The sequence below is a fragment of the Actinopolymorpha sp. B11F2 genome (assembly GCF_040195635.1).
Taxonomy (GTDB): domain Bacteria; phylum Actinomycetota; class Actinomycetes; order Propionibacteriales; family Actinopolymorphaceae; genus Thermasporomyces.
In genome coordinates, this window is record NZ_JBEFTX010000001.1 from 632,629 (window position 1) to 645,116 (window position 12,488).

13 protein-coding genes are annotated in these 12,488 nt (G+C 68.7%); 6 read left to right on the forward strand and 7 right to left on the reverse strand.

What is annotated here, in order from left to right; genetic code table 11:
• Positions 1 to 13: 13 nt before the first annotated feature.
• Both ABN034_RS02860 and ABN034_RS02865 read right to left on the reverse strand, forming a co-directional pair.
• Entirely contained in the window at positions 14 to 586 is a 573-nt protein-coding gene (locus ABN034_RS02860) for an NADPH-dependent FMN reductase (RefSeq protein WP_349689383.1), read from the reverse strand.
• A gap of 231 nt (positions 587 to 817) precedes the next feature.
• Positions 818 to 2,155: a glutamine synthetase family protein gene (locus tag ABN034_RS02865; protein WP_349689384.1), complete on the reverse strand. Its 1,338-nt coding sequence runs from the start codon at positions 2,153 to 2,155 to the stop codon at positions 818 to 820.
• 287 nt (positions 2,156 to 2,442) lie between these two features.
• Here ABN034_RS02865 and ABN034_RS02870 point away from each other — a divergent pair, with 287 nt between their 5' ends.
• Genes ABN034_RS02870 through ABN034_RS02880 form a run of 3 tightly spaced genes read left to right on the forward strand, consistent with a single transcriptional unit; the run spans position 2,443 to position 6,644 of the window.
• Positions 2,443 to 4,260: an NAD+ synthase gene (locus ABN034_RS02870; protein WP_349689385.1), complete on the forward strand. Its 1,818-nt coding sequence runs from the start codon at positions 2,443 to 2,445 to the stop codon at positions 4,258 to 4,260.
• Positions 4,257 to 5,231 (forward strand): EamA family transporter, encoded by a 975-nt coding sequence (locus ABN034_RS02875; protein WP_349689386.1) that lies wholly within the window; start codon positions 4,257 to 4,259, stop codon positions 5,229 to 5,231. The genes ABN034_RS02870 and ABN034_RS02875 overlap by 4 nt, the downstream gene beginning before the upstream one ends.
• 33 nt (positions 5,232 to 5,264) lie before the next feature.
• The gene (locus tag ABN034_RS02880; protein WP_349689387.1) at positions 5,265 to 6,644 is read left to right on the forward strand and encodes a cytochrome P450; all 1,380 of its coding nucleotides are present in this window, start codon (positions 5,265 to 5,267) and stop codon (positions 6,642 to 6,644) included.
• A 96-nt stretch (positions 6,645 to 6,740) separates the two neighbouring features.
• On the opposite strand, the gene ABN034_RS02885 is transcribed toward ABN034_RS02880, so the two are convergent.
• Both ABN034_RS02885 and ABN034_RS02890 read right to left on the reverse strand, forming a co-directional pair.
• Positions 6,741 to 7,001: a hypothetical protein gene (locus tag ABN034_RS02885; protein ID WP_349689388.1), complete on the reverse strand. Its 261-nt coding sequence runs from the start codon at positions 6,999 to 7,001 to the stop codon at positions 6,741 to 6,743.
• A gap of 47 nt (positions 7,002 to 7,048) precedes the next feature.
• Positions 7,049 to 8,044 (reverse strand): TIGR03557 family F420-dependent LLM class oxidoreductase, encoded by a 996-nt coding sequence (locus ABN034_RS02890; RefSeq protein ID WP_349689389.1) that lies wholly within the window; start codon positions 8,042 to 8,044, stop codon positions 7,049 to 7,051.
• Positions 8,045 to 8,144: 100 nt separating this feature from the next.
• On the opposite strand from ABN034_RS02890, the gene ABN034_RS02895 reads away from it, so the two are divergent.
• Both ABN034_RS02895 and ABN034_RS02900 read left to right on the forward strand, forming a co-directional pair.
• A complete protein-coding gene (locus ABN034_RS02895; protein ID WP_349689390.1) occupies positions 8,145 to 8,729 on the forward strand; it encodes a hypothetical protein in 585 nt (194 codons plus the stop codon).
• 458 nt (positions 8,730 to 9,187) lie between these two features.
• Positions 9,188 to 9,859, forward strand: coding sequence for a histone H1-like repetitive region-containing protein (locus ABN034_RS02900; RefSeq protein ID WP_349689391.1), 672 nt, complete (start codon positions 9,188 to 9,190; stop codon positions 9,857 to 9,859).
• 173 nt (positions 9,860 to 10,032) lie between these two features.
• On the opposite strand, the gene ABN034_RS02905 is transcribed toward ABN034_RS02900, so the two are convergent.
• Positions 10,033 to 10,233, reverse strand: a complete 201-nt coding sequence (locus ABN034_RS02905; protein ID WP_349689392.1) for a hypothetical protein — start codon at positions 10,231 to 10,233, stop codon at positions 10,033 to 10,035.
• Between the two features lie 108 nt (positions 10,234 to 10,341).
• On the opposite strand from ABN034_RS02905, the gene map reads away from it, so the two are divergent.
• Positions 10,342 to 11,190 (forward strand): type I methionyl aminopeptidase, encoded by an 849-nt coding sequence (map, locus tag ABN034_RS02910; protein WP_349689393.1) that lies wholly within the window; start codon positions 10,342 to 10,344, stop codon positions 11,188 to 11,190.
• Positions 11,191 to 11,227: 37 nt separating this feature from the next.
• Here map and ABN034_RS02915 read toward each other — a convergent pair whose 3' ends face one another.
• A complete protein-coding gene (locus ABN034_RS02915) occupies positions 11,228 to 12,271 on the reverse strand; it encodes a glycosyltransferase family 39 protein (protein WP_349689394.1) in 1,044 nt (347 codons plus the stop codon).
• Positions 12,272 to 12,317: 46 nt separating this feature from the next.
• Positions 12,318 to 12,461: a hypothetical protein gene (locus ABN034_RS02920; protein ID WP_349327786.1), complete on the reverse strand. Its 144-nt coding sequence runs from the start codon at positions 12,459 to 12,461 to the stop codon at positions 12,318 to 12,320.
• Between the last annotated feature and the right edge of the window lie 27 nt (positions 12,462 to 12,488).

Sequence of the window (12,488 nt, forward strand, 5' to 3'; positions counted from 1 at the left end):
GACGTCCACCGGATCAGGCGGGGAACGGCCGGACGGCTCTGCCAGCGCGCAGCGCCAACGTCCACCAGACGATCTGGTCGAGCATGGCCTTGGCCGCCGCGTTGCACCCGGCGAGGTCGCGCAGCTCGCCGGAGGGGTCCAACAGTTCCTCGACGTTGTGGAAGCTCACGGAGTCCCGCACGGTGGCGGCGTTGACCTCCGCGAAGACCTGACGCAACTGTTCGACGGCGCGGAGCCCTCCGCTCATGCCGCCGTACGACACGAACGCCACGGGCTTGCCGCTCCACTCGAGGTAGGGGAAGTCGATCGCCTGCTTCAACGAGGCCGGATACCCGTGGTTGTACTCCGGAGTCACCACCACATAGGCGTCGGCGGCCGCGATCCGCGCGATGAACGCCTTCTCCACCTCGCCGAGCGACTGAGGGTAGACCGACGGGAACTCGACGTCGGCCAGGTCGATCAGGTCGGTGACCATGTCGTCGCGCGGCTCGACCTGCGACACGAACCACCGGGCGAGGTGGTGGCCGATCCGTCCCTCCCGAGTACTCCCCACGATGACGACGAGGTTGAACGAGGGCTCCGGCACGGGAGGACCTTCCTGGTCCAGGACGTGCGATTCTGCCACGTAGGAATGTGATGCCATTCAAAATTGGTCGAAACGGGCGCGAACGCGCGGTGGATCTGCTCTCCGTCTTCTCGAGCGTCGACGTCATGCGGATGCTCGTCATCGAACGGCGATGGTCGCGCGCGGACTGGAAGGCGTGGGCGGTCGAAGCCGCAGCGGGCACTCTCCCACGCGACGCCTGCGGGCCTGACGCTAGAGGACTGGGAGCATCCGGTCGCGTTCGAACGCCGTGACCTGCTGGCGGTACTCCTCCCACTCCGTCCGCTTGTTGCGGAGGAAGAAGTCGAAGACGTGCTCCCCCAACGTCTCAGCGACGAGTTCACTACTCTCCATCACCCGGATCGCCTCGTCGAGGCTCTGCGGCAGCGGGTCGATCCCCAGCGCACGACGCTCGCCCTCGGTGAGCGACCACACGTCATCCTCTGACCCCGGTGGCAGGTCGTAACCCTGCTCGACGCCCCTGAGCCCGGCCGCCAGGATCACGGCGTACGCCAGATAGGGGTTGGCCGCGGAGTCGAGCGAACGGAACTCGATCCGCGTCGACTGCCCCTTCGCCGGCTTGTACATCGGAACCCGCACCAACGCCGAGCGGTTGTTGTGCCCCCAGCAGATGTACGCGGGTGCCTCACCGCCACCCCAGAGCCGCTTGTACGAGTTGACCCACTGGTCGGTGACAGCGGTGATCTCGCTGGCATGGCGGAGCAGTCCCGCGATGAACGACCGGGCCACCTTCGACTGGTGGTACTCAGCACCTGACTCGAAGAAGGCGTTCCGGTCGCCCTCGAACAGCGACATGTGCGTGTGCATCCCCGATCCTGGCCACTGCGAGAACGGCTTGGGCATGAACGACGCGTACAGGCCCTGGCTGAGCGCGACCTCCTTGACCACCACGCGGAACGTCATGATGTTGTCGGCGGTCGCCAGCGCGTCGGCGTAGCGCAGGTCGATCTCCTGCTGTCCGGGCGCGCCCTCGTGGTGGCTGAACTCCACCGAGATCCCCATCGCCTCCAGCATCGTGATCGCTTCGCGCCGGAAGTCCTGGCTCATCCCGTGGGCGGTGTGGTCGAAGTAGCCGCTGCGGTCGACAGGCACCGGGGGGCGGCCCTTCTCAGGCGTGTTCTTGAAGAGGAAGAACTCGATCTCGGGGTGGGTGTAGAAGGTGAAGCCCAGATCGGCCGCCTTGCCGAGGGCCCGCTTGAGGACGTAGCGCGGATCGGCGTACGACGGTGAACCGTCCGGCATCAGGATGTCGCAGAACATCCGCGCCGTGCTGGGCGAGCTCCCCCGCCACGGCAGGATCTGGAACGTCGCCGGGTCGGGTTTGGCGAGCATGTCAGCTTCGTAGACGCGGGCGAAGCCCTCGATCGCGGAACCGTCGAAGCCGATCCCCTCCGCGAACGCGCCCTCGAGCTCGGCCGGTGCGACCGCCACGGACTTGAGGAAGCCGAGGACGTCGGTGAACCACAGCCGGACGAACCGAACGTCGCGTTCCTCGAGAGTGCGGAGGACGAATTCCTGCTGCTTGTCCATGCTCATCCATCCCTGCGACTCGTTCACTGGCGTCGGGCAGCGGTATGTCCGCTGACCATCAGTATCACTCCGGGGTTACCGGCGCATTGCCCGCCCGGGCCTCACACGTGGCCGGCCCCGCCGACGCCACATCTTGATCACTGCCGGCAGAACGGGGAGGCTCGTGAGGGTGAGGCGTCCGGTTTGTCCAGCGTCGATCCCACTCGGTCTCCGCGACGCGCGACCGGATCGGGAACGCCCACGGGCGCAGAGTCGGCCGGCAGACGCCGACCGACTACCCTCGGAGCGTGGCACAAATCCGCCTCGCACTGGCACAGCTGAACGTCACGGTAGGTGACATCGCCGGCAACGCCGATGCCATCCTGCGGTGGGCCCAGCATGCCGCCGACCGGGGTTCGCACATCGTCGCGTTCCCCGAGATGGCTCTGACCGGCTACCCCGTCGAGGACCTTGCTCTCCGCTCGTCGTTCGTGGATGCCTCCCGCGCCGCCATGGAGGATCTCGCCGCCAAGCTCGCCGCCGCCGGCCTCGGCCAGCTCGTCGTCGTCTGCGGATATCTGGACAAGGGCGCGGGATCGCCGGACCAGATCGGGCGGCCCAAGGGCTCGCCGCACAACGCTGCCGCCGTCCTCCACGGCGGCAAGATCGTCACTCGGGCGATCAAGCACCACCTTCCCAACTACGGCGTCTTCGACGAGTACCGCTACTTCGTGCCCGGCGAGAGCCTCCAGGTCGTCACGGTGCACGGCATCGACGTCGCGATCGCGATCTGTGAGGACCTCTGGCAGGACGGCGGTCCGGTGCGCGCGGCCCGTGCCGCTGGTGCCGGACTGCTGCTCACGATCAACGCCTCGCCGTACGAACTGGCCAAGGACGACGAGCGGCTCACCTTCGTCACCCGGCGCGCCCGCGAGGCCATGTGCCCGCTCGCGTACGTCAACATGGTCGGTGGGCAGGACGAGCTGGTCTTCGACGGGGACTCGATCGTGGTCGACGAGACGGGCACGGTCCTGACCAGGGCGCCGCAGTTCACCGAGGGGCTGCTCACGGTCGACCTCGACCTCGCGACGACGACCCAGGGGGCCGACGAGTACGCCGGCATCCGGATCGACCGTACGGTCATCTCCGACAGCCCGCTCATGGGTTACCCGCCGAGCCGTTCCGGCATCGCGCCGCGGCTCGACGAGGAGGCCGAGATCTACACGGCGGTCGTCACCGGTCTGCGCGACTACGTCCACAAGAACGGCTACCAGAGCGTCGTGCTGGGCCTGTCCGGCGGGATCGACTCCGCCCTGGCCGCCACGATCGCCTGCGACGCTCTGCGCCCGGAGAACGTCCACGGGATCTCCAACCCCAGCAAGTACTCCAGCGATCATTCCAAGGACGATGCCGCCGACCTCGCCGAGCGCACCGGGCTCGACTACCGCGAGATCCCGATCGAGCCGATAGTCGCGGCGTTCCTCGACAACGTCGAGCTGACCGGGGTGGCGGAGGAGAATCTCCAGGCCCGGATCCGGGGCATGATCTGGATGGGAGTCGCCAACCAGGAAGGGCACCTGGTCATCGCGACCGGAAACAAGAGCGAGCTGGCGGTCGGCTACTCCACGATGTACGGCGACGCGGTCGGCGCCTTCGCGCCCCTGAAGGACGTCCCGAAGACGTGGGTCTGGCGGCTCGCCCGTTGGCGCAACCAGGTCGCCCGGGACATCGGTGAGACGCCGCCGATCCCGACCAGCAGCATCAACAAGGAGCCGTCGGCGGAGCTACGCCCAGGCCAGCGGGACACCGACTCCCTTCCCCCGTACGAACTTCTCGACGACATGCTGGACGACTACGTCGAGCAGGACGCCAGTGCGGCCGACCTCGTGACGGCAGGCTTCGAGCCGGAACTGGTCGAGAAGGTGATCCGGATGGTCGACGCCGCCGAGTTCAAGCGTCGGCAGTACCCGCCGGGCCCGAAGATCTCGTTCAAGGCGTTCGGTCGTGACCGCCGACTGCCGATCACCGACGGCTGGCGGGAGACGACGCAGCCTGGTCGCGTGACGGAAACCGCGGCTCCGCCGGAACGCACGGCACCACCCGGTGAGGGCCCGCGGGAGGCATGACGTCGAGGTCCTCCGGCGTGGGCGACACCGGCCCTCCGGCTCAGTGGCCGCGTCGTGACGGACAGGCGGTCGCCCTGGTGCTGGGGGCGACCATCTCGGTCCAGTTCGGCGGTGCGCTCGCCGTCATCCTGATCATGCAGGTGGGGGCGGTCGGTGCGGTCACGCTACGGATGTTGCTGGCGGCGGTACTCGTCGTAGGGCTCGTGCGTCCCCGCCTGTCCGGCCGCACTCGACGGGATCTGGCGGTCGGCGTCGGCCTCGGACTGGTCCTCGCGGCGATGAACGTCTGTTTCTACGAAGCCGCGGCCCGCCTGCCCCTCGGCGCCGCGGTGACGTTGGAGTTCCTGGGTCCACTCGGGCTTGCCGTCGTGATGTCCCGGCGGCTACGCGACTTCCTCTGGGTCGGACTCGCCGGAATCGGCGTCGTACTCCTGAGCGAGGGCGGGCTGGAGGAGCTGAACGCGGTGGGAGCCGCGTTCGGCCTGGGCGCCGGGGTGTGCTGGGCGGCGTACATCCTGCTGGGCGCCGAGACCGGCAGACGGTTCCGCGGCGCCGACGGTCTGGCGTTCGCACTCGTCGTCGCCAGCATCGCCATCCTTCCCCTCGCGGCGGTGACCACCGGTCCCGCTCTCCTCGCCCCGCCCACCCTCCTCCTGGGCGCCTGCGTCGCCCTGCTGTGCACCGCGGTGCCCTACACCCTCGAGCTCACGGCCTTGCGCAGGCTCTCACCGCGGACCTTCGGCGTGCTGATGAGCCTCGAGCCCGCCGTCGCGACCGTCGCGGGCTTCCTGATTCTCGACCAGCGGCTCACGCCGTGGCAGCTCGCCGCGGTGGGGATGGTCGTCGTGGCGAGCGCCGGCGCCATGCGTACGGCACGACCGGGTGTGCAGGGGCCGGCCGGTGACCAGCGCCGCCCAGCGCGTAGGAGCGTGTTGAGCGGGGCGCCGGAGTCCCTCCACACCCGAGACTGATTCGAGCAGCCACTGCCCGCCGTTGGAGGAGCCATGACTCTCACCACCGCACCGACGCCCACCGGCCGACCTCTGGTCGGGTCGATGCTCGATCTTCGGCGTGACTGCCTGGGCACGTACCTGCGCGCCTTTCAGGAGTGCGGCGACGTGGTGCGCTTCGTCGTCGGCCCGCCCGGCCTTCGGTTGGTGGTCCACGGCGTGTTCTCCGCCGACGGTGCGCGACAGGTTCTCTCGGATGCGGCCCTGTTCCGCAAGGACAACAGGTTCTACGTCGAGGTGCGCGAGTCGTTCGGCAACGGCCTGCTGACCAGCCAGGACACCGACTACGCACGCCAACGCCGGCTCATCCAGCCGCTGTTCACGCGGCGCCGGGTCGACCTGTACGCAGCTGCCATGTGCGAGGAGGTCGGCGCGGCAGTCGAGGCCTGGCGGGGCGCCACCGGCCAGGTGGTCGACGTGATCGAGGAGTCCACCCGGCTCACGCTCCGGGTCGTGGCGCGCATCCTCTTCGGCGCCGACGTCGACGACGCCATCGAGACCGTTCGTCGATCCTTCCCGGTGATCGGCGAATACACCCGACGTCGCGGTCTCTCACCGATCCACATCCCACGGCAGTGGCCCACTTCGTCGAACCGCCGCGCGGCGGCGGCCCTACGCGAGCTGTACGGCGTCTGTGACCGCATCATCGATGAGCGCCGCGGCGCGGGTACGGCCAGCACCGGCAAGGGAAACTCCGAGGGCGCCGACGGTACTGACCTGCTCTCGCTGCTGGCGCGCGCCACCGACGAGGACGGCGACAGCCTCGCGGCGAGTGAGATCCGCGACCAGGTCCTCATCTTCCTTCTGGCCGGGCACGAGACCACCGCGACGTCGCTGGGTTTCGCGCTACACCTGCTGGCCCGTCATCCGGACGAGCAGGCCCGGGCCCGGGAGGAGGTCGACCGGCTGCTCGGTGGCCGAGTTCCCGAGGCCAGGGACCTCGACGCGCTCCCCTACACAACGCAGGTACTGAAGGAGGCGATGCGCCTCTATCCCGCGGCACCGGCGACGGGTCGTCTGGCGGTCACCGAGACCGAGATCGGTGGCTTCGCGATCCCCGCGGGCGGGCACGTCTTCGTCAGTCCATGGGTCACCCACCGGCATCCGGCGTACTGGGAAGAGCCCGAGGTCTTCGACCCCGACCGGTTCACGCCGGAGGCGGAGGCGGCACGTCCGCGCTACGCCTGGTTCCCGTTCGGCGGCGGACCCCGAGCTTGCATCGGTCAGCACTTCTCGATGCTGGAGTCGGTGCTGGCCCTCGCCCTCGTGCTCCAGGCGTACGAACTCACCGCGATCGACACCGAGGTGCCCCTCACCGCGGGGATCACTCTCCGAGCGACCGGCCCGGTCCGCTGCCGCCTCATCCCCCGGTGAGGACGGAGGCGATGGCGCGACTCATCGCGGTGGCGGGCGCCACCCCCGGCGTCACCAAGTCCACTGTGTCAACCAGTACGGCGACCGGTGAACCCGTCAGGCCGTCCACCCGAGGAGGATCTCACCGAGCGAGACCACGGCCAACCAGAACGCCACCCCGACGAAGGGCAGCGCCAGCACCACCAGCGGCCGCCGCCGAACCCACCGCACGGCACAGAGCCCGAGCACGAGCCAGCAGGCAAGGAGCACGACCACTGCCCAGACAGGGGCAACGAGCCCGCTCACGGCGTAGAGGTAGAGCACCGGGAACAACAGGACGATGCCGACCCAGCCAGCCAACCGGACCAGTGACTTCATGCACCCATGGTGCCCGTCAGATACTCGTCGTGACTACTCCCCGGGCTTCAGCCCCATCGGGACCGCAGGCGCGGCAGGACGTCGCGGGAGAAACCCTCCAGGAAGCGCGCCTGGTCGTTGCCCGGGCCGTGGAAGACGAGTTCGCTGAAGCCGAGCTCGACATACGGCGCGATCTTGTCCACCACCTCGTCAGGGTCGTCGGAGACGATGAACCGCTTCGTGGCGATCAGCGGGTCGGCATCGGCCAGGCGTTCCATCTCCACCGGGTCCTCGACGCCCTGCTTCTGCTCCGGCGTCAGTCCGAGCGCCGCCCACCACGCACAGGCCTCTTCGGCGACCCGGCGGTCGGCGTCGTAGGACACCTTGATCTCGATCTGGTTCGGGAGCTTCGCTGGATCGTGTCCGGCCGCCTCCGCACCTTCGCGCACCTTGCCGAGCACCGTCTCGTAGAGCTCCGGTGACTTGCCACTGGTCTGGATGACACCATCGCCGATCCGCCCCGCCAGCCGGCCGGCGAGCGGTCCGGACGCCGCGACGTAGATGGGCAGCGGGACGTCCGGACGTTCGTAGATGGTCGCCTTGGAGGTCGTGTAGTAGTCGCCGGCGAAGTCCACGCGTTCCTGCGTCCAGAGGGTACGAATCAAGGTGACGGCCTCCCGCAACCTCGCCCGCCGCTCCTTGCCGCCAGGCCACGCCGCGCCCGTGGCCGGTACCTCGTTCATCGCCTCGCCGGTACCGACGCCGAGGAAGACCCGGCCGGGTGCGAACTGGTCGATGGTGGCGAAGCCCTGCGCCACCACGGACGGGTGGTAGCGAAGGATCGGCGTGAGCACACTCGTGCCCATCGTGATCCGCTCCGATGCGTACGCCAGTGCACCGAGCCAGCTGAAGACAAGGGGCGCGTGGCCGGTGGTGTGTCGCCACGGTTGGAAGTGGTCCGACACCGCCACGATGTCGAAGCCGAGCCGCTCGGCGAGTAGTGCGTAGTCGAGTAGTTCGCGGGTGCCGAACTGCTCGGCCGATGCCTTGTAGCCGTACCTCACTGGTTGCTCCTCTCCGCACGACGCCCGCCGTACGAGTCCAGCAAACCAGTCGGCACCAAACCGTCCCCCTCGCGGGGCCCATGTGGCACGGTGGAGTGCGATGGATCTCCAGCAGGCACGAGCACTCCGCGACCTTCTCGACGGGAGCGGTTGGCTCGAACGCACGGCCGAGTTCGGACGCGCACTTCGGACCACCACGAAGTCCCCCGGCGGGCTCTTGCTCTTCGGCCCACCAGAGGACGAACCCTGGCACCTCACCGCACACCTCGACGACGAGTCGCGGTATGCCGCCCTCCCTGAGATCGCGCCCACCCTGGTGCGATGGAACCCGCCCCAGGGCGCGCCGGCACATCTCGCCGTCGGGCTGGACCGCTTGCGCGACGCACGCCGAGGCGAGTCGCTTCTCGTCGTCGCTGCGTCGGTGCCGGTACCACTGCTCGAACGCGTCGATGACGTACGCCGCAAGGGCGCGAACATCTTCGCCCTCGACACAGGTCAGCCAGAACTCGCCGCCCTCGCGCACGATGTTCTCGCAGTCGACACAGATGCCCTGCCGGCCGTGTCCTTCGACAGTGCACAACACCTGCTGAGCATCGCGGCCACCGAACCGACGCCCGGTCGACGCCGCACCTTGCGCGCACGACTCGGTCGCCTTCTCGACACCATCGTGGGCCCGGGCGCATAACGTCTGCGGGAGGACGACTTCGGCGAGCGCCTATCTGCTTTACATATTCGGTGTTTGGACGCCAATGCTTCCCATCAACTCTGGGTTTGCGAAATCACGATGCATGGAACTCGACCGCATTTCTGAGCGGTTCTCGCACAGATCAATAAATTCCCCCGCCGTTCGTGGTTTACGGGAGCCGTTAATGCGCAAGATCCACTGAGACGGCCGGAGTGAATGTCCTGGCCAAGTTGGCAGCAACGGTCCGGTTGAAGGCCGGAGGCCCCTGCAAGGGAGGCAGTGCGGTGCCCACAGCAAGAACAGCGGCGACCAAGACCGCAAACACGAGAACGGCCGCGGCCAGGAAGACGGGGAAGATAGCTACCCGGGCCACAGCGGCAGGAAAGTCGGCGGCAAAGACCGTACGGAAGCAGTCGGTGGCTGCGGCAAGGAAGGCCACCGGGAGCACAGCGAAGCGCGTGGGTCGCAAGACAACGACTCGGCGGACGACGGCGAAGCGCACTACCGCCAAGCGCACCACCGCGAAGCGGACCACCGCGAAGCGCACTCCCGCCAAGCGGGCCACGGCCAAGCGGACAACCGCCAAGCGGACCCCGGCCAAGCGGGCCACCGCCAAGCGGGCCACAGCGAAGCGCACTCCCGCCAAGCGGGCCACCGCCAAGCGGACAACCGCGAAGCGGACAGCCGCGAAGCGGGGCACGGCCAAGCGGGCCACCGCGAAGCGGACAACCGCGAAGCGCGCCACGGCCAAGAAGGCCACCGCGAAGCGCGGCGCCGCCAAGCGGACAACCGCCAAGCGGGCCACCGCCAAGCGGGCCACCGCCAAGCGGGCCACCGCGAAGCGCGGCGCCGCCAAGCGGGCTACCGGCCGGCGCACGACGGCCAAGCGTACGGCCAAGAAGACCGCGACAAAGCGGGCGCCGGCGCGCAAGGCCGCCAAGAAGCGCGCACCGGCCAAGAAGGCCATTCGGAAGCGGGCCGGCATGAAGCGGACCACCACGAGGAGGACCGCCGGGACCCGGAAGATGGCCGGACGCAGGATGACGCGAGCAGCGACCACACCGAGCGCCACGCAGACAGCGACCGCCCGGACGGGCAGCCGTGCGCCGCGCCGCCAGTCCGCGGGATGATCCAAACCGGGTAGATCGATCGAAAACGAAAAAGCAGTGTCAACTGTGGGGACGTGCGCAGAGTGCGCCGTCCCCACAGCCGACTCCAGTCACGGCCAACAACCTGATGCCGCCACCCAGACCCCGTCACAGCCGAGCCAGCACTCGTTGCGACGGGAGACGGATGGGCCCGATCAGCGCTCGTCGTCGACGTCGTCGTTCCAGCGTGGGTCGGTGTCCCACTGCTCGTTGCGCTCGGCCACCTTGGCCAGGGCCTCCTGCGCCTCCGCCTCGCTGGGGTAGGGACCGAGCCGATCAGCGGCGCGGCATCCTTCCCGAGGCTCGACCCGGTGGTGCCGGAGACAGAAATACCACTCGGCAGGTTCCACGCTCATGGGGGAAGCTTCCCCCAGCGAAGCGGCTCCGGCAACTCCGCAGCGTCGTTCGCACCCGGCGGACATGGTGACAGAACCTCCCGACGGGCGTCGTAGACTCCCGGAACCATGGCCCCACTGGTTCCCGCCGAGATCTCCCCGCGCCGCAAGGTCCCCCAGGACATCGGCAGACCTGAGTACGTCGACAAGGCCACGCCACGCCGGTTCACCGGCTCGGAGGTCAAGGACGCCGACACCGTAGAGCGGATGCGGGTCGCCGGGCGGATCGCGGCACAGGCGCTCCAGGAGGTCGGGAAGCAGGTCGCCCCGGGCGTCACCACCGATGAACTCGACCAGGTGGGCCACGAGTTTCTGTGTGACGCTGGCGCCTATCCCTCGACGCTCGGTTATCAGGGATTCCCTAAGTCGCTCTGCACCTCGGTCAATGAGGTCATCTGCCACGGCATTCCTGACGCGCGCCAACTCGAAGACGGCGACATCGTCAATATCGACATCACCGCGTTCATTGGCGGCGTGCACGGCGACACCAATGCCACCTTTCTCGTCGGCGACGTCGCAGAAGACGTACGCCAGTTGGTCTCACGCACCCATGAGGCCATGATGCGAGGAATCAAGGCCGTCGCACCCGGCCGCCAGGTCAACGTCATTGGACGGGTGATCGAGTCCTATGCCAAGCGGTTCGGCTACGGGGTCGTACAGGAGTTCACCGGCCACGGCATCGGCACGGCGTTCCACTCGGGACTGATCATTCCGCACTACGACGAGCCACGCTTCGACACCACGATCGAGGCCGGCATGACGTTCACGATCGAGCCGATGCTCACCCTCGGCACGCACGAATGGGACATGTGGGAGGACGGCTGGACCGTGCTCACCAAGGATCGCCGGTGGTCGGCGCAGTTCGAGCACACGCTGCTCGTCACGCCCACGGGCGCGGAGATCCTGACCACCGTCTGAGCGTCGTCGCATCGCCTGCCACGCCAGAGCCGGGACGTCACCGGCGCGGCCGCTCCCAGAGCATGACGCGCGCGCCGGCCACCGAAGTCGTGCGTACGTGCCGGAGTCCGGTCACACCTGACGGTTTGCCCCCTTGCCACCGCGGCACGACGATCCACACCCGGCGAACGCCTGGCGGCAGACCACCGGCGACCCAGGTGGGTCGCAATCGGAGCCTCGCAGGTAGTACGGAAGAGTGTGAACGGTCGTGAGGGTTTCGTACGCCGCATCGCCGGTACGGCAGTCGGCCGCAACGACTCGTGCGGCCGCGCGCAGGTCCGGTCCATGACCGTCGGGCGCACGCATCCTCGCCAGGGGAGCCCATGCCACCGCTGCAGCCACAGCGCCCACGACCGCGACCGTCCAGGCCGTCCGGTGCCGCAGCCCGGCCGCGGCGAGAAGGACGAGCGCGGGCGCCGAGGTGAGCAGGTACCGCGGAAGGAACGCCGGTGTGATGGCTCCGACGCCGAACAGCAGCAGGGGCGGAGCGACTACCCACACCAGCAGCGGCGCGGTGAGCGGGTTCCGTCGTACGCCGACCAGCGTGCAGCGTCAGCGCGGCGGCGTAGACCGCCCACCAGCGCCACCGATCCGTCCGTACTGCCCGGAGCAGCAGCCAGACGGACAGGACGCCGACGGCCACGACGAGGGCGTAGGGGCGCGCCTCCTGGGCGTACCGCGACGCCATCGGCGACAAAGCCGTCAGCACACCGGCAGTGATCCCGCTCGACACCCCCCACCAGCGGCGTGCCAGGTCGGCGATCACACCTGCCGCGACCGCCATGGCCGCGGCGGACGGAAGACGTAGCCACCACTCCGCGTCGCCCACCGAGGTCCAGGCCGACATGGCGAGGTAGTAGGCGCCGAGACCGGCGTCGCGGTGTGCGAGGAATCCGAGCAGACCGCCGAGGGACCGCCCGACCTCACTCGCCGTTGCCGCCTCGTCGAGCCAGAGCGCGGGAACACCCAGCGCCCACAGGTAGACCACGAACGCGAAAACCGAAGGGAGCACCGCCACGGCGACGGCGCGACGCTTCGTCATGACCGGATCCAGCCGACCAACGTCACGTCGACAAGGGACGCGCCAGTCAGGACCCCTGGTTGAGCTCCTCGACGATCAGCTCCGCATCGCGACGTGCCATGTCGAGCCGAGGAATCCACCAGTCGTCGAGCAGCAGATCCCAGATGCCATGGCCGTAGTCGGTCTCGCGTACGACGAATCGCTCTCTCACCGCTCCCGCCTCCCGCTGCCCTCCACC